The sequence below is a fragment of the Pseudodesulfovibrio sp. 5S69 genome (assembly GCF_037094465.1).
GTDB lineage: Bacteria > Desulfobacterota > Desulfovibrionia > Desulfovibrionales > Desulfovibrionaceae > Pseudodesulfovibrio > Pseudodesulfovibrio methanolicus.
On record NZ_CP146609.1, the window covers coordinates 2,197,698 to 2,222,500 of the forward strand.

Here is a 24,803-nt window from a genome sequence, read left to right on the forward strand (position 1 = left end):
TTTTCTTGAGGCCGGTCTCCCCGTGGGGCCCGGCCTTGTCCTTTCCGAAGAGGTTTGGCGGGCTCATGGACCTGCAACAAGAATTCTTCGCCTGTCTGGCCCTGAAGCACACCCCCCGGTTGGGGCCCAAGGTGTGGCGGGAGCTGTTCGCCGCGTATCCGAGCGCCTTCGAGGCGGTGCGGGACGCGGCCGCCTGGCATGACCGCGAGCTGTCGTCCAGGGCCCAGGCCAAGGCCTGCGCGGCCGAGGTCTGGCGGGACAAGGCCGAGGCCGAGTACAAGGAGGCCCGGCGGCAGTCCATGGACGTGGTCACCTGGTTCGACCCCCGGTTCCCCGAATCCCTGAAGGAGATTCCCGATCCCCCGGCCATGCTCTATCTGCGCGGTGACGCGACCCTGCTCGGCAATCCCGGCGTGGCCGTTGTCGGTGCCAGGGAGTGCACCCGTCTGGGCCTGGAGACCGCCGGGCGGATCAGCGCGCAGCTCGCGAAGATCGGCATCACGGTCGTCTCCGGGTTGGCGCTGGGCATCGACCGGCAGGCACACCTGGGCGGGCTCAAGGGCGTGGGCTCCTCCATCGCGGTGCTCGGCTGCGGCCTGGACGTGGAGTACCCCCAGGGCAACGCGGACGTGCGCCGGGAACTCTACGGGAAGGGATTGGTGGTCAGCGAATACGGCCCCGGCGTGCAGCCCCGGGGCGGGCATTTCCCGGTGCGCAACCGGCTCATCAGCGGGTTGTCGCTGGGTGTACTGGTGGCCGAGGCCGCCCACAACAGCGGCAGTCTGATCACCGCGCGCCTGGCCGGGGAGCAGGGCCGGGACGTGTTCGCGGTGCCCGGTCCCATCGGGCAGCCGACCTTCACCGGCTGCCACCGGCTGATCAAGCAGGGGGCGGCCCTGGTGGAGTCCGCCTCGGATATCGTCGAGATTCTGCGCTTTGATTTCGCCCGCGAGTTGGCCGGGGTGCCGGACCCGGTTGGCAATGAAGAGGAAAACGGGGTTGACGTGGACCGTGCCGTGGTCAAAAAGAAGAAGGCGCCCTCCGTTCCCGAAGACGGAGCGGATCGGAAGCGGCGGCGGTCCCCCCTCGTGGACCGCGAGGCCATGGGCCTGGGCCCGGACGAAAAGCGCGTCCTGGAACTGCTCGACGCCGTCGACAAGATGCACATAGACGCCCTGGGCCGGGAACTCGGTTGGGATTCGCCTGTGGTCAGCCGTGTCCTGCTCCAACTGGAGATGCGCGGCGCCGTACGGCAACTACCCGGCATGTGGTACCTGGCTCGGGAAAATTAACCATTTGAGGTTGTTATGGATTGGAAATTACTTGCCACCACCTTCGGCACCTTGTTCGTGGCCGAACTCGGGGACAAGACGCAGCTCGCCTGCATGCTCATGACGGCCAAGACCCAGAAGCCCTGGACCGTGCTCCTCGGCTCGTCCCTGGCCCTGGTCCTGGTCAGTTTCCTGGGGGTCATGTTCGCCGAGTTCATATGCAACTACATTCCCACCGACCTGATCAAGAAGATCGCGGCCGTGTCCTTCGTGGTCATGGGTTGCCTGATCTTCTTTGATAAGATTTGATAAGCGGGGTTGTGGGAAGCAGGGCTGCCGTGTATTTTCAACCCTGAAATCCTCATCCCGTAGACCGGAACGCCATGCAGAAGATACCCATCAACCTCGCCGCCCCCGGCATGAAGCTGGCCAAGGCCGTGACCAAGGAAAACGGCATGACCATCATGGCCGAGGGCATGGAACTGACCGAAAGCCTCATTGCGCGGCTGGAGGGCATGAACATCGAGCGCATCACCGTGCAGGGCCATCCCGTGGAAATGGGCGGGGCCGGGGCCGGGACGCACTGGGGCGAGCGCCGGGACCGGCTGGACCATCTGTTCCGGCAGTATGCGGAGGACAAGTGGATGATGCGGGTCAAGGAGCGCATGCGGCAGTATTTCCAGATCAAGGCCGCGGCTCAGGAGGCCAAGATGCGGGCCATGAAGCATGTGGAGAGCGCCGGCGACGGCCCGGACGCGAACGGCGGGAGCAACGGCAACGGCGGAGACGGGCATGAAAATGGATGACGACCTGAAAACCCAGGTCAAGGGCGAGATTCTCCAGGTCAAGGATTTACCGACCCTGCCGCACGTCCTGGACAAGATCACCCAGTTGGTGGAGGACCCGGAGGCCTCGACCGAGGCCATCGCCAAGGTCATCTCCACGGACCAGGTCCTGTCCGCCAAGGTGCTCAAGATGGTCAACTCGCCCATCTACGGCTTTCCGGGCCGGATCAGCTCCATCCAGCACGCCCTGGTCCTGCTCGGTTTCAACGTGGTCCGCGGCATCATCATCTCCACCTCGGTCTTCGACATGATGGTCCAGGCCATGAAGGGGCTGTGGGAACACTCGCTGGGCTGCGCCACTGCCTGCAACATCATCGCCCGCCGGGCTGGGTTCGAGGACCCGGAGGAGTATGCCGTGGCCGGGCTGCTCCACGACCTGGGCAAGGTGGTCACCGCAGTCCAGTTGCCGGACACCCACGCGGCCATCCTCGACACGGTCAAGGCCAAGGATCTGACCTACTTCCAGGCCGAGAAGGACGTGCTCGGCTTCGGCCACGACCGCATCAACGCCTGGCTCGCCCGCCACTGGGGGCTGCCCCCCAACATCCGCGAGGCCATGACCCGCCACCATGCCCCGCAACTGGCCGAGTTCTACAAGCCCATGTCCTGTGTGGTCCACCTCGGCGATTTCCTGGTCCGCCTCCTGGAGTTCGGCAACTCCGGCGACGATCAGACCGGCTACCTCAGGCCCGAGGCACTGATCGAGCTCAAGTTCCGCATGAGCGACCTGGACCGGGTCATGGATGAGATGGCCGGGCAGCTTCTTGAAGTCTCGGATCTGACTTTCTGATCTCCTTTTTTTGTCAATATTTACCCGACAATTTGGCCGGTTGTTGCCGTTTGGTAACAACCGTGTTTTTTTTTCGCCCGATAATCATACTAGTTAGCGGCGCAAAGATGCTAATTGAGATTCCTTATCATTTTGCCAGATTGACCAATCAATAGTGTTAAGTTATCAGATTAACGGAGATATTGTGTGTCGCTACGTGCCGGATGCTGTATATAAACAGTACGTTGGTTTGCCTGCGGGGAAGGGCTGACAAATTCGTGATTCGAACGAAGGCCTGAACTCCGGGCGCATCCGTCCACGGCGGCATTTCCATCCAAGCATAGTGAGGCGGTGCATGCTTTCATTTATCCGGCGGCGGCTTTCACTCAAGCTGCTCATTCCCTTGTGTCTGGTCATCGTGGCCGGCATCGGCGGTCTGGTCTACTACGTTACCGAATCCACCTTCGGCATGGCATATTCCGCCACCGAGAATACGGCCCAGGAACAGGCGGTGTCCGCCGCCCGCTCTCTGAGCATGTTCCTCAGGGACCAGCGGTCCATGGCCCGGATGCTCTCCCGCAATCCGGACATGCTCGCCGCAGTGGGCGGGACGCCCCAGGCGGCGCAGGATGCCTGCATCGCCATCGTCAAGTCCAACCCCAACGTGTGGGGCGTGGAGGTTTTCGACGCCAGGGGCCAGGTCAAGGCCGGAGCCAACAGCAACGACGTCAAAATGGTCGGGCTCTATGTCGCTTCCCGGCATTTCGCCAAGGAAGTGCTCAAGGGCAACGACACCGGCGTCATGGACAAGACCATCGTCTCGGACCGCAAGTCCGGGGCGCACATCTTCAGCATCAGCTACCCCATCCGCGACGGTGAGGGCCAGGTCCGCGGCGGGGTGGTCCTGTTCTGTTCCTGGGACGCTTTCGTGAAGCAGTTCGTGGCCCCCGTCCACCTCGGCCAAAACGGCTACGGCTTTGTCCTCGACGGCGACGGTCGTTTTATTCACCACCCGGACGACAAGCAGTTCCGCAAGGACGCCAGCGGGTTCGAGTTCGTCAAGAAGGCCATGGACAAGAAGGAGGGGATCGTCGAGTACAAATGGGAAGGTACCCGCAAGTTCCTGGCCGTTGCCCAAGACCCCATGACTGGCTGGTTCGTGTGCATGAGCGCCTCGGTGGACGACATCGCCGCCGTGGCCGCCCGGCAGGGACAGGTCATGCAGATGGTCGGCGCCGGGTTGATCCTGGCGGTCATGGTCCTGGTGCACCTCCTGCTGGCCCTCTTCGTGTTCCGTCCGGTCAAGAAGACCGTGGCCATGGCCGAGGCCACGGCCCACGGCGAGCTGGGCCGCGCCTACGACAAGAACGAGAACGGCGACGAGATCGCCAGCATGCAGTCGGCGCTTATTGATATCCGCCGTACGGTGCGCTCCATGACCGAGAACTTCGCCGAGGTGGCCCGCCGGATCGAGCGCGGCAACTTCAATGAGCGTGGTGATGCCGACGGTTTCAAGGGCGAATTCGCCGGACTCATCAATGGGACCAACTACATGCTCGACGGCATGGTCAGCCTGCTCGACGAATTGCCCCTGCCGCTGATGGCCATTTCCAAGGAGCACTCCATCCTGTTCATCAACAAGGCGGGTGCGGCCATGGGCGGAGCGGAGATCGACGAACTCACCGGCACGACCTGCTCCGACTACTTCCTGACCGGCGACTGCGACCCGGAGAAATGCGCCTGCGACAAGGCCATGCGCGGCCGGGAGATGGTCTTCTCCAACACCGAGGCGCATCCCGGTTCACGGTCCTTGGAGATCGACTATTTCGGCATGCCGCTGCTGGACGAGAACGGCGAAGTGCTCGGTGCGGTCAAGGTCATCATGGACCAGACCGAGATCCGCCGGGTCCAGCGCGAGATGCTGGAGACCGCCACCCAGGCCGATTCCGTGGCCACCATGCTGTCCGCCGCCTCCCAGGAGCTGGCCGCCCAGGTGGAGCAGACCACGCGGGGCGCGGAGCGGCAGCAGGCCATGTCCGCGGACGTGGCCTCGGCCATGGAAGAGATGAATGCCACCGTGCTCGAGATCGCCCGCAACGCCTCCAACGCCGCCCAGAACGCGGATCAGATGCGCGAGAACGCCGTGCGCGGCGGCGAGGTGGTCATGGCCGTGGTCAATTCCATCGAACAGTTGCGCGAACGCGCCGGGCTGGTGGACCGGAATATCCGCGACCTCGGCACCGAGGTGGAGGCCATCGGCGCGATCATGACGGTCATCTCCGACATCGCGGACCAGACCAACCTGTTGGCGCTCAATGCCGCCATCGAGGCCGCCCGGGCCGGTGACGCCGGGCGCGGTTTCGCCGTGGTCGCCGACGAAGTCCGTAAGCTGGCCGAAAAGACCATGAACGCCACCCAGGAAGTGGGCGGGGCCATCAAGTCCATCCAGGACGGCACCCGCCGCAACCTGGCCGCCTTCCAGAACGCCACCGAGGCCATCGACGAGTCTACGGACCTGGCCGCCAAGGCCGGAGAGGCCCTGGACGATATCCTCAAGGTGGTCAAGGTGGCGGACGACCAGATCCGCAGCATCGCCACCGCCTCCGAGGAGCAGGCTGCGACCACCACCGAGGTCAGCCGCAGCGTGGAAGAGGTCAACGAGGTGTCCAACGAGATCGCCGGGGCCATGACCGAATCGACCACTGCCGTAAGCGATCTGGCCCGGCTGGCCGAGGAACTCAAGCAGATCACCACGCGCATCGGCCGCGACGATTAGTTCCGAGGGCCCCCGCAACGCATTCGCGAACCCTCCCGTCCGGTCCGGGCGGGAGGGTTCTTGCTTTGACGCGGCCCCCGGACGGGTGCTAGATTCGGGAAATGAACCAGACCCTTGAAGATTCCCTGTTCCAACGGAAACAGACGGGCTTTTTGCTCTCCCCGGACAAGTCCCTGGCCGAGATGCTGCAAAAGCTCTGGTCCCCGGATGTCCTGGAGTTCCGGGTCTTCGACAGGGGGGCGCGGGCCATCGAGCTGATGTTCACCGATCCGCCGGACCTGCTTGTGGTGGACAACCGGCTCAAGGACATCTCCGGCCGCGAAGTGGCCAACCTGGTCAAGAGCGAGAACGTCTACCGCCAGCTTCCGGTGGTCATGTGCGTGGACCCGGTGGACGTGGAGGAGCCGTGGAACTGGAACCAGATCGAGGTGGACGACTTCCTGGTCCGGCCGTTCAACCCGTCCGAGGTGCGCGACCGCATCAACCTGACCCTGTGCCGGGCCATGCGCGCCCTGGACGCCAATCCGCTGTCCAAGCTGCCGGGCAACACCTCCATCATCCAGCGTATCCAGCAGCTCATCGACAACGGCGATGACTTCGCCCTGGCTTACTGCGACCTCGACTATTTCAAGTCCTACAACGACAAGTACGGCTTCTCGCGCGGCGACGAGGTGCTCATGATGGCCGCCCGGGTCATCGTCAACACCATCCGCAGCTACCAGGGCGTGTCGAGCTTCGTGGGCCACGTGGGCGGCGACGACTTCGTCTTCATCCTGCCGCCGGACAAGGTCGAGGACGCCTGCAAACGGATCATCAAGGCGTTCGACGAGATCGTGCCCCATTTCTACGACCCCGACGACCGCAAGCGCGGCAACATCACCTCCGTGGACCGGGAGGGCAACACCAAGGTCTTCCCGCTCATGGCCATCTCCCTGGCCGTGGTGGTCAACACCGAGCGGCGCATCGAGCACTACGGCGAGGTTTCGTCCATCGCCATGGAGTTGAAGAAAAAGGCCAAGGCAGACCCGAAGAGCAGCTATGTCATCGACCGACGCCAATCGTAACGAACCGGGCGAACTCGTCCGGGGTTTCCTCGCCTACCTCGAGGTCGAGAAGGGCTATTCCCCGGCCACCATCCGTTCCTATTCCACGGACCTCGACCAGTTCGAGGAGTTCCTCCGGGGCCGCAAGGCGACCCTGGAGCGCCCGGTCCGCCTCAATCGCGACCACGTCCGCGCCTTCCTGGCCGAGCTGCACCGCAGGCAGTTGACCAAGACTTCCATGGGCCGGAAACTGTCCAGCCTGCGCGCCTATTTCAAATACCTCCTGCGCCACAAGCTCATCACCAAGGACCCGGCCGCGGGCATCCGCAACCCCAAGCAGGAGAAGCGCCATCCCCAGGTGCTCAACGTGGACCAGGCCGTTGCCCTCATGGAGGCGCACGTGGACCCGGACCCCGAAGGACTGCGCGACGTCGCCCTGGCCGAGTTGCTCTACGGCTCGGGCCTGCGCATCAGCGAGGCCATCGGGCTGGACCTCAACGACGTGGATTCCGACGTGATCCGGGTCACCGGCAAGGGCAGCAAGGAGCGCATCGTGCCCCTGTCCGACGCGGCCGTCGAGCGCATCCGCCGCTACATGAGCCAGCGCCATGCCTTTCTCAAGGACAACTATGCCGAGCAGGCTCTGTTCCTCAGCTCCCGCGCGGGCAAGCGGCTGGACCGTCGCCAGGCCAACCGTATCGTGGCCAAGCTCGCCAAGCTGGCCGGGCTGCCCAAGGACGTGCACCCGCACATGCTCCGCCACAGCTTCGCCACCCACATGCTCGAAGCCGGGGCAGACCTGCGCAGCGTGCAGGAGTTGCTCGGCCACGAGAACCTGACCACGACCCAGCGTTACACGCATCTGGACATGCAGCGCATCATGCAGGTATACGACCACGCGCACCCGCTGGCGGGCGAGCACAAAAACGATACCGACAAAGACTGAACGGAGACCCCCATGGACAATCCCCTGGTCCTTCTGGAAACCCCGGAAGGCGAAATCCTGATCGAACTTTTTCCTGACAAGGCCCCGAAAACCGTTGAGAACTTCCTCAAGTACGTGGACGACGAGTTCTACGACGGCACCCTGTTCCACCGGGTCATCAAGGGATTCATGATCCAGACCGGCGGCCTGACCTTCTCTATGCAGGAAAAGGAAACCTTCGATCCCATCGAGAACGAGGCAACCAACGGCCTGAAGAACCTCAAGGGCACCGTGGCCATGGGCCGCCTGCCCGAGCCGCACAGCGCCACCTCCCAGTTCTACATCAACGTGGCCGATAACGCCGACCTGGACCATACCGGCGAGGACGACGAGAACTTCGGCTACTGCGTGTTCGGCGAGGTCGTGGACGGCATGAACGTGGCCGAAAAAATCAGTAAGATCCGCACCCACTCCTACCAGGGCTTCGACGACGTCCCCAAGGACCCCATCTCGATCATCTCGGCCCGTCGGTTCGAGTAGAGAGTGCCTCGGCGGCCGAGGAAGGGGAAAGGGAACCCTTTGAAAGGGCTTCCCTTTCCCTTCCGGACTCCATCCCCTTTCCTTCCTAAACTTCTTGTGCCGCTTCGCGGAGTGCGAGGGGAGCGGAATATCTTGCCTCTTTTGAAGGAATTGTAGGGAAGGTGTTCTGTGGCACGGCATAGCGCGTGCGCTCGTCCTTGCCGAAGGCACACAAAAAGCTTGGAAGGGCAGTCCAGAGGGAAACTTTTTCCAAAAGTTTCCCTCTCTGCCGCCGGAGGCATCTTGAAAGAAAAGGGCCGCCCGAATGGGCGGCCCTTTTTGTAGTCAAAGTAATGCGTCAGTCTACTTGTTCAGGACGTCCTTGAGGCGTTGGGCGGCCTGTTCCTTGGTCTCGGCGAGTTTCTGGCCGACTTCCTGGTACTTGCGTTCGGCTTCTTCGCTGAGGGTGGTCATCAGTTCCTTGACGGTGATGATCTTGTCCACCAGACAGGCGTTGGCGCCGCAGAAGGCGAAGCCGTTCTTGAGCTTGCCCTTGTAGGCGTTCACCAGGGCCTGGGCGATGCAGTAGGGGGACTTGTTCTCGGCGCAAGAGTGCAGGCACTTGTGCACGCACTTCTTGGGGTGCTTGAGGCCGGCGGTCACGGCGTCGAGGAAGGCGTTCTTGATGGCGCGGCCGGGCATACCCACCGGGCTTTTGATGATGGTCACATCCTCGGCCTTGGCGTTGATGTAGGCCTGCTTGAAGGCCATGTCCGCGTCGCATTCCTCGGTGGCCACAAACCGGGTGCCCATCTGGACGCCGGAAGCGCCCATCTCAAGGTAGCGGGCAATGTCTTCGCCGGTGTATACGCCGCCCGCAGCGATGACCGGGATCGGCTTTTCGTGTTTTTCGCGGTAGGGCTGAACGGCCTCGACAACCTGGGCCAGGATGGTTTCCAACTGGTACTCGGGGTCGTCGATCTGTTCGGCCTTGAAGCCGAGGTGCCCGCCTGCCTTGGGGCCTTCGACCACGAAGCCGTCGGGCAGGTAGTTGAAGCGGCTGGCCCATTTGCGGCAGAGGATGGAGGCCGCGCGGCCGGAAGAGACGATGGGCACGAGCTTGGTGCGCAGTTCCTCCTTCATCTCATCGGAGACCTCGCGCAGATACTTGGGCATTTCCAGCGGCAGGCCCGCGCCGGAGATGATCACATCCACCTTTTCGCGGATGGAGGTGCGGACCATGTCGCCGTAGTTGGTCAGGGCGCACATGATGTTCACGCCGAGCAGGCCGTCGGTCATCTTTGCCCGCGCCTTGCGGATTTCGTCTATGAGGCTGCGGCGGTCGGCCCCTTCGGGGTCTTTGGCGCGAAGGGGGTCGAGCATGCCGATCATGGACGTGGCGATGACGCCTACGCCGCCTTCGTTGGCCACGGCGCTGGCCAGCCCGGAAAGGGAGATGCCCACGCCCATGCCGCCCTGGATGATGGGCAGACGGGCGGCGATATCACCGAAATTAAGACTGGGAAGTTTCATTATATATACCTCGCGTAAAGCTGATAATTAGATGACCATTGCTCTGAATTCGGGATCAAGTCAAGATAAACGAATGTTTCAAATAGATGTTACGAAGCCGTGACGTGCTCCTTGACCACCAGTTCGGCGAAATACATGGAGCTGGTAAAGGCCGGGGATATGGAATTGAGGATATGGACGCTGTGTTCGGCTTCCTCGATGACGAAATCCATGACCAGTTGGCTGGTCCGGATGTTCACGAGCTGGGGCCGGATGCCCACCTTGGCCGAGGGGAGCATGTCTTCGGGGGCGATCTCCTTGACCAGTTTGGCCGCGTCGTTGAAAAAGTGCTTGAAGAAATATTTGCGTGGCTCCTCTAGGGCGATGGTCCGGAATTTCTTGTTTTCCATGAACATGCGCATGTCGCGGAAGAGGATGTTCAGGACTTCGCCGTCCAGTCCCTTGAGGATGCCGTAGTTTTCTCGCCCGAAGGCCGGGATGGCCGTGGGGCCGACGTACACTTCGCCGTGCACGCTACGGGTGAAGTGCACGCCGAGGAACGGGTTCTTGATGTTCGGGACCGGGTAAATGGACCCTTTGATGCGGTCTGCAGCGGGCTTTTTGAGCACATGGTAGATGCCCTTGAAGGGCAGCAGGCGATAGTCTTCGCCGATGCCGAAAGCCTGTGCCACCTTGTCGCTGTAGGCGCCGGCCGCGTTGATGAACAGCTTGTAGCCGATGTCGCCCTGGGAGGTCGCGACCCTGTTCGGCCCGGCCGTGCCGGTGAACCGGGTGTCGAAGAAGAAGCGGACCTTGCCGCTGGTCTCCAGCTCTTCGCGCATGGCCGAAAGGATGCGCCTGGGGTCGACCACGCTGGTCTGGGGCGAGTACAGGGCGCGGTCCACGGTAAAGGCGTTGGGCTCGATCTCGGCCAGGCGCTTCTTGTCGATCATCTCGACCACGCCGCCGTTGGCCGTGGCGCGGCGCTCCAGTTCGTCGAGGGTGTCCAGCTCGTCCTCGGTGCGGGCCACGATGACCTTGCCGGACTTGAACAGGGGCAACGCCCGCTCCTCGCAGTAGGCCTGCATGCGCCGGTTGCCTTCCAGGCACATCCTGGCCTTCAGGGTGCCGGGGTCGTAGTAGATGCCCGCGTGGAGCACGCCGCTGTTGCGGCCCGAGGCGTGCCTGCCCAGAGCCGGTTCCTTGTCGAAGAGGATGACGTCGTCGCAGCCGGCCTTGAGCAGCTCGCGGGCGATGGTCAGCCCGAGGATGCCCGCCCCGCAGATGACGGTGTGCGCGCTGTACATGGACCTTATGCCTTGGTCAGCAGGGCCACGCCGCTCTCGGGGTCCTTTTTGCGCAGCATGCCGGTGTCCTCTATTTCCATGATGACGACCTCGCCCACCAGCCAGACGTCCAGGCCGGGGCGGATGCAGCCTGCCAGGGTCTCGCCGTCACGGCCGAGCGCCGCGTGCATGTGCAGGATCGGGGCGCCGGACTCGTCCGGGAACAGGGTGCCCAGGCCGAGCACCTCGTGGGCGCCGTGCACCGGGCAGAGGATCGGGTCTATGACCGGGGCCTTGCCGTCCTTGGGGCCGGCCACCACGTTGCCTTGGTCCGCGCCGCCGATGAGGGTGCACAGGGCGGTTTGAATGGAGTGTTCCTTGGCGAACTGTTCGAGACAGTCCGGGAGCCGCTCGCCGTCTTCCAGACGCAGGGTGAAGACCCTGCCCACATTGCCTTGGCTGTACTGCATGGGAATTCCTATTTGTCCTTGGGCGGGGTCTGCCCGCACGGTTTGGTGAAATCGCACCACTTGCAGCGGTCTCCGGGCCGGGGGTCGAACCGGGAGGCCGTGAGCATATGGTGGACCAATGTCCGTACCAGGAGCGGGGCGGTGTCGTCCACCGCATCGTCCACTTCCTCTTCGGTCCACTTGGCCGGGAAGAGCAACTGCTCCCTGCCGTTCTCGCCCAGCTTGATCAGCCCCGCGTTGACCGGGGACTCCCCAGTGGCCTCGGCGTAGAGATGCAGATAGGCCGGGAGCTGGACCGAGCGCACGGCGTTGTCCAGGTCGGGGAGCAGATCCGGGTCCAGGTCACCATCCAGGAAGCCGTCCATGCGGTCCTCGAGTTCCATGTCGTTCCAGAAGCGCGCTCTGGGGAGCTGCGCGCCGCCGGTCTTGTAGTCGAGGATGACCACGCCCTGTTCGCGCCGCTCCACGCGGTCGATGCGGCCTTTGAAGGGAATGGCCAGGCCGCCCGCGGCTAGCACGGTCTCCAGGGGCTGTTCCAGGCCGAGGAGCGTGGCGGGCTGCTGCGCGGCCACGAACCTTTCCAGCCGGTAGCGTCCGGCCTCCATCAGGGCCATGCGCGTGTCCAGCGGCAGGCGGGCGTACAGCGGTCCGGCGCGGAAGGTCTCGCTGAAGGCCGCGAGCAGCGGGGCGGGGTCCAGGGCCGCCAGGTCCTCGCCGGTCCCGATATGGGGCAGGAAAAATTCCTTGAGCACGTCGTGGACCAGGGAGCCGAATTCGCTGCGGTCGCCGTCCTCGTCCACGGCGTCCACCGGGCGCACGCCCGAAAGATACTGGTAGAAGAACCGCTTGGGGCAGCTCATGTAGGCGTCCAGGCCGGACGGCGAGAGCCCCTTGGCGGTCAGGAATTCGGTCAGGGCCCGGCGCACGGCGTCGGTGGCAGGAACCGACGGCGGACCGGCGGGCAGGGAACTGGCCGGGAAGGTCACGGTGCGGACCACACCGTCCTCGGGCGTGAGGAGTTTTTTCGCCTCCAGTTCGCGTTCCCACAAGAGTTGTTCCACGAACCGGCTGCGCACCGACTTGCCGTCGAGCACGCCCGGCTGGACGCCGTTCTGGTAGTAGATGACCGCCTCGTTTGCGCCCATGAGCAAGCGGTAGAAGTTGTAGCCCGAGACGTTGTCCCGCTCGCGGGCGTCGGGCAGGCCGAGGAGCTTGCGCAGCGGATCGGGCAGGAGCGGGTCGAACGGGTTGGTGCCGGGCAGCCGCTCCTCCACGGCGTCGAGGACGAAGAGCTTGTCGAAGTGGAGCAGCCGGGTTTCGAGCACGCCCAGGACCTGCAGGCCGGTCAGGGGGTCGGGCTCGAAGGAGACGCGCTCCTGGTCGAGCAACCGGCGCAGGAACGAGTGCAGGGTGGACTGCCCCAGGGGCTCGAAGCAGGTCTCGGCGCTCTTGAGTTGCGGGATGACCGAGTTGGTCAGCCGGAACAGGCACTCGGCGTCCATGAGATAGGTATGCCACAGCCGATCGCCGCGCGCGTGGAGCATGGCGGCCAGCCCGGCCAGGGCCTCGCCCAGGTCGGCCAGGGTGTCCACGGATTCGAAAGCGGTCAGGCAGCGGTCCAGGATTTCCCTGAGCAGCGGCTCGGCCACGGACCGGTCCACATCTTTCAGGGCGTCGCCGTCCCATTCCGGCGCAAAGGCCATGGGATCGATGAATTTCTCGCCCCTGCGGATGGTGGCCTCCCACAGGTGGAACACGGTGCGCAGCGGCTTGTCCTCCGGTCCGAGCAGGCGCAGGTAGGGGTGCCGGATAAGGGCGATCACGTCCTTCCAGTAATAGCGGCCGTCCGTTGCGCGGTTCTCCCGCAGCACCAGCAGGGTTTCGATGAGCCGGGCCAGGGAGGTGCGTGCCAGCGGATAGCCCATGGAAATGTTCGGCTCCAGGTCCGGGGCCACGCTCGGGAGCATGTGCAGCACGGGCAGGAGCGCGCCCTCGTCGGGCAGGACCACGGCGGTGCGGTCCAGGGAGTCGCGCTCGTGGAGCGCGCGCATGTCCTCGGCCAGCCCGGCCAGTTGCGAGTGGCGGTCGTAGCCCTCGCAGAACCGGATATCCGGGGCGTGGGGAGCGGTGTCCAGGTCGAATGGAATCTCCGGACGCACACCCCAGCGGGCGAGCCAGGCCGCGTGTTCGGCCGTGGCCCAGTGAGCGCGGCCACCCTCGGCCAGGGCCGGGTCCGAGTGCAGCACCGGGGTCAGGATGTCCCGCTCCCAGAGTGTGCGGAAGAGCCGGTCCTCGGTCCCGCTCAGTGCGTAGAACCCGGCGGCCAGCACGGTCCGGCCGTCCAGGGCCTCCGCCACCTCGTCCAGGTGGTCGAGGACGAAGCGGGCGGACAGGCCGGGCGTGGTCCAACCCCTGGCGTCGAGCCGGGCCAGGTATTCGTGGTGGATGGCGCGCAGTTGCTCCAGGAGCCCGGCGGCATAGGCCGAAACCTCGCCCTCCATGTATTCCAGGTCCTGGGGCTCCAGGTCCTGGCGCAGGAGGTCGTCCATGAGCCGGGTCAGCAGCATGCCCCACGGCAGGAACGCCTCGCGGTCGAGTTCGGGCAGGCGGGAGAGGAGGCTGCCCTTGCGCCCGCGCAGGTCCGCGACGACGCGGTGCAGCATCTCCACCAGGTCGAGTTGGTTGGCCCTGACCGGCGGGGCGGGCGAAAGGTGGCGGTGCAGTCCGGAGACGAAGTCCGCAATGGAGGTCATCTCGGGCATGAACGCGGGCTTTCGCATGGCCGGGTGCGCGGCGAGCAACCCTTTCAGGTGGCGGCGCGGGCGGTTGTGCGGGAAAAGTATGGTCAGCTTGCCGGGATTGTCCGATTCGGCCACCATGTCGGCCAGCACGGGCATGAAATCGATCTGCCAGGGAACGAGGAGTACGGGTTGCATTTAGGCCTCCCTTCCGACTTCGCGGATCTCGTGCAGGTCCAGGTAGACCAAAAAGCCGCGCGGCGGGCCGTATCCGCCCATGGCCGCGAGGATGTCCATGTATTCGCGGACCTGAATCTCGTTGTGCGGGTCCGGGCGGCCGGTCTTGAAGTCCACGACGACCGTTTCCCGGCCGGTGGCGAGCAGGTCGAACCGCTTGAACTCGCCGTTCGGGGTCAGGACCTCGGGTTCGCGCTCCCCGGCGGCCAGCCAGTCGCGCAGCCGGTCGTCGCCGAGCGCCCATTCGGCCATGGCGCGCAGGTCGCGGCCGAGCTTTTCCCGGTCCGCGTCGGGCAGCGCATCCAATTCCGGGAAGTCCTGGATGGCCAGGATCATGGCCCGTTCGATATCAGCCGCATCGTCGCCGGTGACCAGCATGTGTTCCATGACCCGGTGGGCCACCTCGCCGCGCATGCGCTCGTTGAAGAAATAGTCGTCCAGGTTGTGGCGGTAGACCCGGAGCCGGGGGAGCCAGCCCATGAGGTCGGCCTTGCCATCGTTCGGGACCAGAGCGCGCGGCTCGGGCCGGGCGGCCTGTTCCGACGGGTGCGTCTCGGCCGGGGTGTGGCCCCGCTCGAACACGTGGTCGTCATCGAGTTCCAGGAACTGGTCCATGGCCTTGAGGACCACCGGGTTGGAGACCCGCGTTTTCTCGGGGTAGAATCCGTAGAGCTCCTCGCGCGCTCGGGTCCAGGCCACGTAGAGCAGGTCGAGCTGCTCGCGCACGGCCCGCCCGAGGCTTTCCTGGTAAGGGCGGCCCAGGTCCTTCTTCAAAGGCACGAGCAGGTTGTGTCCCTTGTATTCCTGGACCGTGAAGTTGCGGTCCGTGTCGGTCTTCCAGTGATGGAATGGCACGATGGTCACCGGAAATTCCAGCCCCTTTGCCTTGTGGATGGTCATGATGCGCACGGCGTCGATGTTTTCGGGCAGGGGAACCTTCTCCTGGTCGGACTTCTCTTCCCAGTATTCCAGGAAGGCTGACAGGGAGCCGTAGCCGTTTTCTTCGGCCAGGTGGATAACCTCCAGGAAGCGGCGCACGTACAATTCGGCCTCGGGGTGCCGCTCCAGGACCCGGAAGACGCGCACGGCCTCCATGGTCAGGTCGTAGGGCGTCATCAGCCCGGACTGGTTGTAGAAGGGTTCGATGAGCCGCTGCCACGGTTCGGGGAAGTCCTCGCGGAACTGTACGCCCAGCGGGCGTTTGCGCGGCTGGATGAGCCAGTCCAGCAACTCGGCCTCGGGCAGCCCGGACTCGGCCAGGAAGAGTTCGTGCCCGCCGATGAAGGCCAGGAAGGCCGAGTCGTCGCGGGGAAAGTCCAGGAAGCCGAGGAACCCGGCCAACTGCCGGACCACGGGGTGGCGGTCCAGTTGGAGGGAGTTCTCGGTGATGACCGGGATGTTCTTGCGCACCAGCAGGTCGCAGACCAGGGAGGCATGGGAGTGGGAGCGGACCAGGATGCCGATGTCCCGGTAGCTGCGCCGGGCGGTCAGATCGTCCATGAGCGCGTCGAGCCGTTTTAGGGTCTGCTCCTCGATCTCGCCGGAGTCGCCGCCCTCGATCCGCTCCATGCGCACGTAGCCGCCGGTGTCCTTGTGCTTGTCCGGCAGGGACTGGGTGCAGTCGCGGAAGCTGCGCATGAGCTGCCCGGCGAAGTCGGCGCGGAATGCGGCGTCCGCATCGGGCAGGACGCGGTCGGCCAGGTCGGCGACCTGGTCCCTGTCTTCCAGGTTGGAGAAAAATTCGTTGTTGAATTCGACCACGTTGCGGTGGCTGCGCCAGTTGTCCGGCAGGTTCTCGGCCACAGGGCGCTCAACCAGTCCGGCGATCTCGGGCTGAATCATGACCTCGTCGAACAGGGCGGAATCCCCGCCGCGCCAGCCGTAGATGGCCTGCTTGACGTCGCCCACGAAGAACAGGCTGCCGCCCTTGCCCAGGCATTCCCCGGCCAGCGGGGTGATGGCCCGCCACTGGTCGCGGTTGGTGTCCTGGAACTCGTCCACCAGCAGGTGGTGCAACCGGCAGCCCAGCCTGCAATAGGCCTCGGACACGGCCCCGCCGTCGGCCAGGAGTTCGATGACGTGCCCGGCCACGCCGCTGTTCAGGACCATGCCCTGTCTGCGCTGGAGCTCTTCCAGCCCATTTTCCAGGCGCAGGGCGATGTCGATGGCCGGGGCCAGGAAATAGGCCCCCGCCAGGGTGGCGTGTACGGCGGCGTAGTGCCCGCACGCCTCCTTGAAGCGGGCGTAAACGCCCTCGGCCAGGTCGTCCACCATGGACTTGCCCTTGGCGTTGACGAATTCGTACAGGGTCGCCTTGTACAGGTAGGCGGATTTGGTCTCGGGCGCGTCGAACAGGCCGAGGTTGTCGAACTTGGCCAGGAGTTTCGGAAAGTTGGCGTGGACGGGCAGGCCGGTCGCGTCGAGCAGCTCCCGCATGCGCTCCACGCTTTTCATGAGCGCCGCGTGCTCGGCGGCGAGCAGCTCGACGATGGCCGCCTGGTCCGTGAGCAGGTCGCCCGTCCGGGTCTCGACGCAGCCGGTCAGCTCGCGCAGCCGGTCGCGAACCGTGTCCTGGACCCAGAAGCCGTTACGACCTTCCTGGCGGATAAGGGTGCCCACCGCGTCGTCCAGGAGCCCGGCGGCCTCCTTGTCGGCTTCGCACAGGGCCAGAAAGTGGTCGAAGACCGCGTCGAACAGTTCGCGCTCGTCGAAGATGATCTCGAAGTCCGGGCGCACCCCGAACTCCAGGGCGAAGAGCCGGAGCAGGAGGACCAGCAGGGAATCGATGGTCCGGATGTTCAGCCTGTGGTAGCGGCGCAGGATCGCGCCCACCGTGGTCCGGGCGGTCTCCGGGGAGCAGGCCGGGTCCTCCTCGATGCCGAGTGCGCTCGCCTTGAGTCCGCCGACCACGCGCTCCTTCATCTCGGCGGCGGCCTTGTTGGTGAAGGTCACGGCCATGATTTCGGGCCAGGAGAATCCACGGCCCGGCCGGTTGGTGCAGACGAACGGGGTGTCCTCGCCCGCCGCATCCAGCAGGGCCAGGAAGCGGCGGGTCAACTGGTACGTCTTGCCCGAGCCCGCCGAGGCCTTGACTTGTCGCAGTTCGGACATCCGCTAGGCCTCGCTTCGCACTGCCTTGCGGCCGCGCGAGCCGGACAGCACGACCATGAGCACGGCGGCGATGATCAGGGAGGAGCCCGCGTAGCCGAGCAGGGAGAACTTCTCGCCGAACAGGGCGTAGGCCAGGACCGCGGCGACCAGCGGTTCGAAGGTGGCGATGACCGAGGCGTGGGTGGCGTCCATGCGCTTGAGGCCCGCGTAGTAGACCGAGAACGCGCCGTAGGAGGTGACCAGGGCCATGCCGATCAAGAGCAGCCACGCCTCGGGCGACTTGTGCACGAAGTGGATGAAGGGCAGGAGCAGGAGCGCGCCGAAGGGCAGGGCGTAGACGAAGATGGTCGGGGTGGGATAGCGGTACAGGAATTTCTTCCCGAAGATGTAGTAGAGGGCGTAGGTGAAGCCCGAAACCAGTCCGGCGGCCAGGCCGAAGAGGTTCAGGTCGATGGCCGAGCCGCTCATCAACTTGGGGCCCAGGCTGATGCAGGTCACGCCGAGGATGGTCATGGTCACGCAGACCGCCTTGACCAGGGTCATCTCCTCCTTGAGGACCAGCCGGGAGAGCAGGGCCACCCAGGCCGGAGCCGTGTACAGCAGCACGGCGGCCATGGCCATGCCCACGTCGCGGATGGCGATCTGGTACGCCCCGTAGAACAGGGTCACGCAGATGACCCCGAAGCCGAGCAGGGCGGGCAGGTCCGAGCGGTGCGCCCGAAGCTGCCCTGCCACGGCGGCGTGGACCAGGAAGAACATCCAGCCGAACACGGCCCGCCAGAAGGCGATTTCCAGGGCGCTGACGCCCTCGGCCAAGACGAATTTGGTGAATACGCCGATGACGCCCCACATGAATGCGGCGGCCAGCACATAGAGGAATCCGGCCATGGCTACAACTCGACCAAGGTTCCGGCGCCGGTTTGGGCGGCGCGCTCGTAAACCAGGGCGGCGGCCATGACGTCGTGGGCGGCGATGCCCATGAGCACGGCCCCCCGGCGGCCTTCCCGCAAGGCCCGCCTGTTGCCCGCGCAGACTTCGCACAGGTCCGCGTCGATGTCTCTGGGGCCGGGGTAGCCATTTTGGAAATAGGTGCCCGACTTCTGGGTCAGGACGTACTGTTCGCGGTAATCGCAGGTGAAGTGCGCGCCCCGGAAGACATCCTCGTTCACGCAGGCATCGTAGTCCACGGCGATGACCAGGCAATCGTCCTTGAGCCATTTTCGGCGTACGGGCCGGTCCGGCTCCTCGACCATGGGTGTACAGGTGATCAGCACGTCGGTGCCGCGCACGGCGGTCTCGATGTCGGTGTGCAGGGAGAAGACCGCGTCCGGCAGCTCCGGGGCCATCTCGTCTATGAAGCGCTGCACCGAGGGTTCGCGGACGCCGCAGCAGCGGACCTCGTTCAGTTTCGGGAAGACCTCCTTCATGGCCAGGAGGTTGGTCCGGCCCTGCACGCCGGTGCCCACGATGGTCACGCAGGTCGTCTTGGGATCGCCGAAGTATCGGGCGTAGACCCCCGACGCCGCGCCCGTGCGCCAAGCCGTGAGCCGGGCCGCGTCCAGGATGGCCTGGGGCCGGCCGGTCTCGGGATCGTTCAGGATCATGACCCCGGAGATGTAGGGCAGCCCTTTGGCCGGGTTGGCCGGGTAGCCGGATATGCATTTGACCCCGGCGCGGTCGATGTGGCCGCCGAGGTAGCAGGGCATGGCGTGGATGAAACTGTCCGCGCGCGGGTGCACCCCGATCTTGGAGGGCATCTTGCCCAGCCCTTTGCCCAGGGCCGCGAACCCGGCCTCCACCGCGTCCATGACCTCGGCCATGGCGATGCCGAGCCGGTCCATTTCCCCTGCCGATAATACGCGAACTTCCGAACCCATTCCGCTTCCTTTGCGACGCAATCCGTTGAGTTGAAACTTCGTGCCAGGATGCTTCAATTTTCTTGTCAACGCAACCGGAAACCCTTGCCGGGGAAGGTGCTTGCGCGTATGCTCGGGCCATGTTTTTCGAGGGGACGTTCAGCATCGACGCGTCCGGCGACGGCAGCCGCCTGGACCGGGTCCTCGAGGCGGTCATGCCCGGCTCCGGGCTGCGCCTGCGGCGTAGGCTGTGCGAGGAAGGGCGCGTGTTGGTGGACGGCCGGGCCAGGAAGCCCGGCTATAAGGTCCGGACCGGACAATCTGTGGAAATGGGGGCAGCGCGGGCGATGACGACAGCGGATGAATTGGGCCTGAGAATCGTCAAGTGGGAAGACGGCTTCGCCGCCGTGAACAAGCCCGGCGGCGTGCATTCGGCGGCCATCGCGGGCAGGGACGAACCCAGCGCCGAAGGCGCTCTGGCCGAGCTGTTTCCCGACCGGGAACCCGTGCTGCTCAACCGTCTGGACAACCTGACCTCCGGGCTGCTGCTGGTGGCCCTGACCCCCGAGGCCCGCGCGGCGTACCTCGAATACGAGGACGAAGGGGCCATCAAGAAATTCTATCTGGCCCGCGTGCGGGGGCGGCTCGACGGCATCGTTTCCGTGCGCAACAGGCTCGACACGGACGACCGCAAAAAGACGCGCGTGCTGGCCGAGCCGGATCCGGATTCCCGCCGCTGGACCGGGGTCACGGCCCTGTCGCACGACAACGCGGCCGGGACCTCCCTGGTGCGCTGCCTGATCATGAAGGGCGCGCGCCACCAGATCCGGGCCCATCTCTCCTCCATCGGCCACCCCATCATCGGCGATCCCCTGTACGGCGGGGGCGAGAGCCCGCGCGGGCTGATGCTCCAGCACCAGCGCATCGAGATGCCCGGCTTCCAGGCCGAGGCCATTCCGCTCTTCTGATTCCGGCCGGGGCCGGTCCTGTTTCAGGGGCTGATCCCGTAATAGTCGAAGATTTTCTTCAGTTCCCCCGAGGCCCGCATCTCCCTGATCTTCCTCTCGACCATGTCGCGCAGTTCCGCTCCCTCGGGGCAGCGGGGCGAGAAGGCTATGCGGTTGTAGAACATGGCCACCGGTTCCGGGTTCACCCGCACGCGGTCGGCCACGCCTTCGTGCTGCGTTATGTAGCGGAAGGCCAGGGAGCCCACCAGCATGGCGTCCATGCGGTCGTTGAGCAGGCACTCGAGGTTGGAGCACTGGGCCATGGTCGGGTTGTCGCAGGAGTTCATCCTGATCCGTGCCGGGTCCCGCTCGTAGCGGTTCAGATAGTCGTCTATTTCGGGATTGCCGGTCCTGAATCCCTTGGGGATGGAGAAGCGGATGCCGTTCAGCGACTCGACGCCCCGATATCGCCAGGAGCTGTCGGCGCGGGTGGCGAACTGGATCAAGTTGATCATGTCCAAATTGCGTACGAAGACGAAGTCCTCGGTCTGGGCCGTGCCCGCGTAGGTGATGGCGTCGTACTGTCCGTCAAGGGTGTCGCGGATGGCCCGGACATAGGGCATTTCATGAAAGATCAGGCGATACTTCGTGCCTTCGAAGGCCTTCCGAAGGACCTCGTGCATAATGCCGTCGTGCGGCGCCTGGGCGAGTTCGCAGGCCAGGGGACAATACGTGGATGTAGCCACGTTCACGTCCACTGCGAACGCCTGGGCAGGGAACAACAGCAAGATAATCAGGATAAGGCAAAGTCGGCATCTCATGGGAGTCCTCGAACTTGGCCCAGTCTATACCAAAAATCTGAAAATAGGAACGGGTAAAAAACGACGGACCCGGCCTCCTGGGGAGGCCGGGTCCGTTTGTCTCGCGGCCGGGCCGCGTTATTTTTTCTTGTCCAAGGCTTCCTGAAGCTTGGCGCCGAGCAGCCCCATGGAGCCGGTATCGGCCTTGCGCTTGGGCGCGAATTCCTTCCAGTCGCCGTCCTCGCGGGCGTCGCCGGTGGACAGGGATATCTTGCGCTCCCCGGCCTTGACCTCGCCTACGACGACCTCGACCGTGTCCCCGGCGCGCAGCTTCTCGAAAGCGGCGGGCTTCTCGGAACGGGCGATGACGGATTTGGGCAGCAGGCCGGTGATGCCGGGTTCCAACTGGATGAAGATGCCGAACTGCTCCTGCTTTTCGACCACGCCCTCGACCTTCTGGCCGGCCTGGTAGCGGTCGGCCACGTCGGCCCACGGGTCGCCCTCGGCGTCCTTCATGGACAGGCTGATGCGCCGCTTTTCCAGATCGATGGACTTGATCTTGACCGAGACCGCGTCGCCTTCCTTGACCATGTCCGAAGGCTTGTTCACGCGCTTGATGTGGCTCATCTCGGAGACGTGGACCAGGCCGTCCACGCCGGGGGCGATCTCCACGAAGGCCCCGAAGTCGGCCAGCCGGACGACCTTGCCGGTGACGATGTCGCCGGGGGCGAAGGTGGCGGACAGGGTGTCCCAGGGGTCCTGGGCCAGCTCCTTCATGGACAGGGAAATCTTGAGGCGGCCCTTGTCGTCGTGTTCCAGCCGGGTGATCTTGGCCCGGACCTTCTGGCCCACGGAGACCGCTTCTTCGGGATGGCCCACCCGGCCGTAGCCGAGCTGGGAGATGTGCACCAACCCTTCCAGGCCGGGCATGATCTCGACGAACGCGCCGAAGGCGGCCAATCGGGTGACGGTGCCCTCGACCTCGTCGCCCACCTTGGTCTCGCTGACGAAGGACTGGGCGGACTCGGCGGCCTCGCGTTCCAGCAGGGAGCGGCGGGAGACCACGATGTTGCGGCCATGGCTCTCCAGCTTGGTGATCAGGAACTCCAGGGTCTGCCCCACGTATTCCTCGGGGGTTTCCACGAAGCGGGCGTCGATCTGGCTCACGGGGCAGAAGGCCCTGCGCTGCAGGACGGTCACGTTGAAGCCGCCCTTGCAGGTGGACTCCACCTTGCCTTCCACGGGCAGGGCGCTCGCTTTGGCCTCCTCGAGCATGGCCAGGCCGCCGATGCCGGAGATGGCGCGGGACAGCTTGATGCCGCTGGAGTCCTTGCCGATCACGTACAGCTCCACCTTGTCGCCTTCGGCCACGGTGCAGTTGCCGTCCTCGTCCAGCAGTTCCTCGCGTTCGACGATGCCGTCCAGCTTGGTGCCGGTGTCCACGAAGACCGTGTTCTCGCCCACCTGGATGACGGTGCCGGTCACCTTGTCGCCTATGGACAGGTCGTCACCGCCACCTTCGCTGTACTGTTCGAACAGTTCGGCGAAGGACTCTTCGCCTTCTTCCACGCCATTACGCTCTTTGAATTCTTCGGACACGTTGTCTCTACCGTTTGGGTAAAAGGGTTAAGTCAGCAGGGCCTTGGCGAAATCCTTGCCGTCGAAGGGACGGAGGTCTTCCATTTTCTCGCCGAGCCCCACGAAGGTGATCGGCAGTTTGTTCTGCAGGGTCACGGCGACCACCACGCCGCCTTTGGCCGTGCCGTCCAGCTTGGTCAGGATGATTTCATCCACGCCCACTGCCTGATTGAACAATTTGGTCTGGCTCAGCGCGTTCTGGCCGGTGGTGGCGTCGATGACCAGGATGTTGCGATGGGGCGCACCCTCGTGCTTCTTGCCCAGCACCCGCTTGATCTTGGTCAGCTCCTCCATGAGGTTGGCCTTGGTGTGCAGCCTCCCGGCGGTGTCCAGGAGCAGCAGGTCGTACCCCTCGTTGACGGCCTTGTCCATGGCTTCATAGGCCACGGCGGCCGGGTCGGAGCCCTCGGCCTTGGCGAAGAAGCCGGTCCCGAGGCGGTCGGCCCAGACGCGCAGTTGGTCGATGGCCGCGGCCCGGAAAGTGTCGCCCGCGGCGATGAGCACCTTGCGGCCCTGCATCTGGGCGCGGTAGGCCAGCTTGGCGATGGTCGTGGTCTTGCCCACGCCGTTGACGCCGATCATCATCAGCACCTCGGGCGGATTCACGGCCTCGATGCGCTTGGGAACCTTGAAGATGTCTTCCAGTTCCTCGCGCAGGATATCCTTGAAGTCGTCGGGGTTGTCGGTCCCGGCCTTGCGGGCGCGTGCCTTCAGGTTGTCCATGAGCTGGCCCGCAGCCTCCATGCCCACGTCGGCCATGATCAGGATTTCCTCGAATTCCTCCCAGAAGTCGTCGTCCAGGGAGGAGTGGGCGGAGAGCAGGCCGTCAATGCGCTTGGTAATCTGTTCGCGGGTCTTGGAGATGCCCTCGGAGAGTTTGAGGAACAACCGGTCGCGTTCGTCCTCTTCGTCCTCCAGGTCCAGGGCCAGGGCCAGACGGTATTGCAGTTCGGACTTGAAGTCGGCCACGGCGTCGTAGCCCATGTCGTCCAGCCAGGCCTCGAATTTGGCGATGAAGTCGTGCGCCTCGGCGTCGGGCGCGCCCAGAGCCTTGAACAGGAAGCCCAGCCGGTCCCAGAGGGTCTGCCCCTTGCGGTCCACGCCTTCGACGATGATATTCAGCCATTGGGAGAGGCGGGGCTCGGCCTGGCGCAGGGCCAGGGTCAGCCCGGCCTGCCAGTCCTCGGCGGGCGTGGGCGCTGCCACATCGCTTGCGGGGGCCTCGGGCGCCGTCGCGGGTTCGGATACGGGCTCGGGCGCGGGCTCGGCCTTTGCCGGCTCGTCGAGGTCCAGCCCCTTTTCCCGCTTGTATTCGTCCAGGGCCTGCTGCGCCGCGTCTTCCGGGCTTGCCCAGGCCTTTTTCAGTTTGCTAAAAAATCCCATCAGGGCCTCTTATATTGATTACGTTGTCAGTCCGGGCGTAGTTAATAGCCTACCTCGGTGTAGGTGGCAATAGATGATGTTGCCCCACACGTGTTGCCATTATGCGGCCAAGCGGCTAAGAGCGAGAAAAAAATTCACCCAGAGGACGAATTCATGAAACGAACCAAGATAATCGACGCGCTGAACGCACAGGCCCCGGTGGATGACATCTGCATCAAGGGCTGGGTCCGCTCCAAGCGCGACAACAAGGGCTTTTCCTTCCTGGCCCTGAACGACGGCTCCTGCCTGGGCACCATCCAGGTCATCGTGGACCACACCCCGGACATCGAGGCCGCCCTGGACAGGGCCGGCACCGGTGCCTCCGTGGCGGTCTCGGGCGAGCTGGTGGAGTCTCCCGGCAAGGGCCAGAAGTGGGAGGTCCGGGGCAAGACGTTCGAGGTCATCGGCGAGGCGGACCAGGAGACCTTCCCCTTGCAGAAGAAGCGCCACTCGGACGAGTTCCTGCGCTCCATCGCTCACCTGCGTCCCCGGACCAATAAATTCGGGGCCATGTTCCGCATGCGTTCGCGTCTGTCCCAGGCCGTGCACCGTTTTTTCGCGGACAAGGGCTTCTTCTACGTCCACACGCCGATCATCACCGGCAGCGACTGCGAGGGCGCGGGCGAGATGTTCCGCGT

Annotated in this window: 19 protein-coding genes and 1 pseudogene (1 of these 20 only partly in view); 10 read left to right on the top strand and 10 right to left on the bottom strand. The window is 64.7% G+C overall.

The genetic code is table 11. From position 1 onward, the window contains the following. Positions 1-65 precede the first annotated feature (65 nt). The 8 genes from dprA to V8V93_RS10415 all read left to right on the top strand — a co-directional run bounded on the left by dprA (position 66) and on the right by V8V93_RS10415 (position 8,169). Positions 66-1,292 (top strand): DNA-processing protein DprA, encoded by a 1,227-nt coding sequence (dprA, locus tag V8V93_RS10380; protein WP_338666608.1) that lies wholly within the window; start codon positions 66-68, stop codon positions 1,290-1,292. 15 nt (positions 1,293-1,307) lie between these two features. After that, on the top strand, positions 1,308-1,580 hold the full coding sequence (locus V8V93_RS10385) for a TMEM165/GDT1 family protein (protein ID WP_338666609.1): 273 nt from the start codon (positions 1,308-1,310) through the stop codon (positions 1,578-1,580). 74 nt (positions 1,581-1,654) lie between these two features. Continuing rightward, positions 1,655-2,077 carry a hypothetical protein gene (locus tag V8V93_RS10390; protein WP_338666610.1) on the top strand — a complete coding sequence of 141 codons (423 nt, stop codon included), beginning with the start codon at positions 1,655-1,657 and terminating at the stop codon, positions 2,075-2,077. Further along, the gene (locus V8V93_RS10395) at positions 2,070-2,906 is read left to right on the top strand and encodes an HDOD domain-containing protein (RefSeq protein ID WP_338670182.1); all 837 of its coding nucleotides are present in this window, start codon (positions 2,070-2,072) and stop codon (positions 2,904-2,906) included. The genes V8V93_RS10390 and V8V93_RS10395 overlap by 8 nt, the downstream gene beginning before the upstream one ends. Positions 2,907-3,240: 334 nt before the next feature. Beyond that, positions 3,241-5,661: a methyl-accepting chemotaxis protein gene (locus V8V93_RS10400; RefSeq protein ID WP_338666611.1), complete on the top strand. Its 2,421-nt coding sequence runs from the start codon at positions 3,241-3,243 to the stop codon at positions 5,659-5,661. A 101-nt stretch (positions 5,662-5,762) separates the two neighbouring features. Continuing rightward, on the top strand, positions 5,763-6,725 hold the full coding sequence (locus V8V93_RS10405) for a GGDEF domain-containing response regulator (RefSeq protein ID WP_338666612.1): 963 nt from the start codon (positions 5,763-5,765) through the stop codon (positions 6,723-6,725). Further along, positions 6,700-7,650, top strand: coding sequence for a tyrosine recombinase XerC (xerC, locus tag V8V93_RS10410; RefSeq protein ID WP_338666613.1), 951 nt, complete (start codon positions 6,700-6,702; stop codon positions 7,648-7,650). The genes V8V93_RS10405 and xerC overlap by 26 nt, the downstream gene beginning before the upstream one ends. A gap of 12 nt (positions 7,651-7,662) precedes the next feature. Next, the gene (locus tag V8V93_RS10415; RefSeq protein ID WP_338666614.1) at positions 7,663-8,169 is read left to right on the top strand and encodes a peptidylprolyl isomerase; all 507 of its coding nucleotides are present in this window, start codon (positions 7,663-7,665) and stop codon (positions 8,167-8,169) included. A gap of 342 nt (positions 8,170-8,511) precedes the next feature. On the opposite strand, the gene V8V93_RS10420 is transcribed toward V8V93_RS10415, so the two are convergent. From V8V93_RS10420 to V8V93_RS10450, 7 genes are all read right to left on the bottom strand, one after another. Then, entirely contained in the window at positions 8,512-9,681 is a 1,170-nt protein-coding gene (locus V8V93_RS10420) for an NAD(P)H-dependent flavin oxidoreductase (RefSeq protein ID WP_338666615.1), read from the bottom strand. Between the two features lie 89 nt (positions 9,682-9,770). After that, the gene (gene lhgO, locus V8V93_RS10425; protein ID WP_338666616.1) at positions 9,771-10,967 is read right to left on the bottom strand and encodes an L-2-hydroxyglutarate oxidase; all 1,197 of its coding nucleotides are present in this window, start codon (positions 10,965-10,967) and stop codon (positions 9,771-9,773) included. 5 nt (positions 10,968-10,972) lie between these two features. Further along, complete coding sequence (locus tag V8V93_RS10430) at positions 10,973-11,416, bottom strand: PPC domain-containing DNA-binding protein (RefSeq protein WP_338666617.1); 444 nt, start codon at positions 11,414-11,416, stop codon at positions 10,973-10,975. A gap of 8 nt (positions 11,417-11,424) precedes the next feature. Further along, entirely contained in the window at positions 11,425-14,352 is a 2,928-nt protein-coding gene (locus V8V93_RS10435) for a PD-(D/E)XK nuclease family protein (RefSeq protein WP_338666618.1), read from the bottom strand. After that, positions 14,353-17,502 carry a UvrD-helicase domain-containing protein gene (locus V8V93_RS10440; RefSeq protein ID WP_338666619.1) on the bottom strand — a complete coding sequence of 1,050 codons (3,150 nt, stop codon included), beginning with the start codon at positions 17,500-17,502 and terminating at the stop codon, positions 14,353-14,355. A 3-nt stretch (positions 17,503-17,505) separates the two neighbouring features. Continuing rightward, positions 17,506-18,390, bottom strand: coding sequence for a DMT family transporter (locus V8V93_RS10445; RefSeq protein ID WP_338666620.1), 885 nt, complete (start codon positions 18,388-18,390; stop codon positions 17,506-17,508). 2 nt (positions 18,391-18,392) lie between these two features. After that, positions 18,393-19,379 (bottom strand): ornithine cyclodeaminase family protein, encoded by a 987-nt coding sequence (locus V8V93_RS10450; RefSeq protein ID WP_338666621.1) that lies wholly within the window; start codon positions 19,377-19,379, stop codon positions 18,393-18,395. Between the two features lie 119 nt (positions 19,380-19,498). Between V8V93_RS10450 and V8V93_RS10455 the strand changes: the two genes are divergently transcribed. After that, on the top strand, positions 19,499-20,326 hold the full coding sequence (locus tag V8V93_RS10455; protein WP_338666622.1) for an RluA family pseudouridine synthase: 828 nt from the start codon (positions 19,499-19,501) through the stop codon (positions 20,324-20,326). Between the two features lie 23 nt (positions 20,327-20,349). On the opposite strand, the gene V8V93_RS10460 is transcribed toward V8V93_RS10455, so the two are convergent. The 3 genes from V8V93_RS10460 to ftsY all read right to left on the bottom strand — a co-directional run bounded on the left by V8V93_RS10460 (position 20,350) and on the right by ftsY (position 24,126). Continuing rightward, positions 20,350-21,051, bottom strand: a complete 702-nt coding sequence (locus V8V93_RS10460) for a substrate-binding periplasmic protein (protein WP_338666623.1) — start codon at positions 21,049-21,051, stop codon at positions 20,350-20,352. Between the two features lie 192 nt (positions 21,052-21,243). Further along, a complete protein-coding gene (locus tag V8V93_RS10465; protein WP_338666624.1) occupies positions 21,244-22,704 on the bottom strand; it encodes a 30S ribosomal protein S1 in 1,461 nt (486 codons plus the stop codon). Between the two features lie 27 nt (positions 22,705-22,731). Next, positions 22,732-24,126, bottom strand: a complete 1,395-nt coding sequence (gene ftsY, locus V8V93_RS10470; RefSeq protein WP_338666625.1) for a signal recognition particle-docking protein FtsY — start codon at positions 24,124-24,126, stop codon at positions 22,732-22,734. Between the two features lie 153 nt (positions 24,127-24,279). On the opposite strand from ftsY, the pseudogene asnS reads away from it, so the two are divergent. Then, a pseudogene (asnS, locus tag V8V93_RS10475) lies at positions 24,280-24,803 on the top strand (asparagine--tRNA ligase); it runs 843 nt beyond the window's last position.

Coding starts and splice junctions, on each gene's coding strand:
- dprA (WP_338666608.1), top strand. CDS start 66: ATGGACCTGCAACAAGAATTCTTCGCCTGTCTGGCCCTGAAGCACACC.
- V8V93_RS10385 (WP_338666609.1), top strand. CDS start 1,308: ATGGATTGGAAATTACTTGCCACCACCTTCGGCACCTTGTTCGTGGCC.
- V8V93_RS10390 (WP_338666610.1), top strand. CDS start 1,655: ATGCAGAAGATACCCATCAACCTCGCCGCCCCCGGCATGAAGCTGGCC.
- V8V93_RS10395 (WP_338670182.1), top strand. CDS start 2,070: ATGGATGACGACCTGAAAACCCAGGTCAAGGGCGAGATTCTCCAGGTC.
- V8V93_RS10400 (WP_338666611.1), top strand. CDS start 3,241: ATGCTTTCATTTATCCGGCGGCGGCTTTCACTCAAGCTGCTCATTCCC.
- V8V93_RS10405 (WP_338666612.1), top strand. CDS start 5,763: ATGAACCAGACCCTTGAAGATTCCCTGTTCCAACGGAAACAGACGGGC.
- xerC (WP_338666613.1), top strand. CDS start 6,700: ATGTCATCGACCGACGCCAATCGTAACGAACCGGGCGAACTCGTCCGG.
- V8V93_RS10415 (WP_338666614.1), top strand. CDS start 7,663: ATGGACAATCCCCTGGTCCTTCTGGAAACCCCGGAAGGCGAAATCCTG.
- V8V93_RS10420 (WP_338666615.1), bottom strand. CDS start 9,681: ATGAAACTTCCCAGTCTTAATTTCGGTGATATCGCCGCCCGTCTGCCC.
- lhgO (WP_338666616.1), bottom strand. CDS start 10,967: ATGTACAGCGCGCACACCGTCATCTGCGGGGCGGGCATCCTCGGGCTG.
- V8V93_RS10430 (WP_338666617.1), bottom strand. CDS start 11,416: ATGCAGTACAGCCAAGGCAATGTGGGCAGGGTCTTCACCCTGCGTCTG.
- V8V93_RS10435 (WP_338666618.1), bottom strand. CDS start 14,352: ATGCAACCCGTACTCCTCGTTCCCTGGCAGATCGATTTCATGCCCGTG.
- V8V93_RS10440 (WP_338666619.1), bottom strand. CDS start 17,502: ATGTCCGAACTGCGACAAGTCAAGGCCTCGGCGGGCTCGGGCAAGACG.
- V8V93_RS10445 (WP_338666620.1), bottom strand. CDS start 18,390: ATGGCCGGATTCCTCTATGTGCTGGCCGCCGCATTCATGTGGGGCGTC.
- V8V93_RS10450 (WP_338666621.1), bottom strand. CDS start 19,379: ATGGGTTCGGAAGTTCGCGTATTATCGGCAGGGGAAATGGACCGGCTC.
- V8V93_RS10455 (WP_338666622.1), top strand. CDS start 19,499: ATGTTTTTCGAGGGGACGTTCAGCATCGACGCGTCCGGCGACGGCAGC.
- ftsY (WP_338666625.1), bottom strand. CDS start 24,126: ATGGGATTTTTTAGCAAACTGAAAAAGGCCTGGGCAAGCCCGGAAGAC.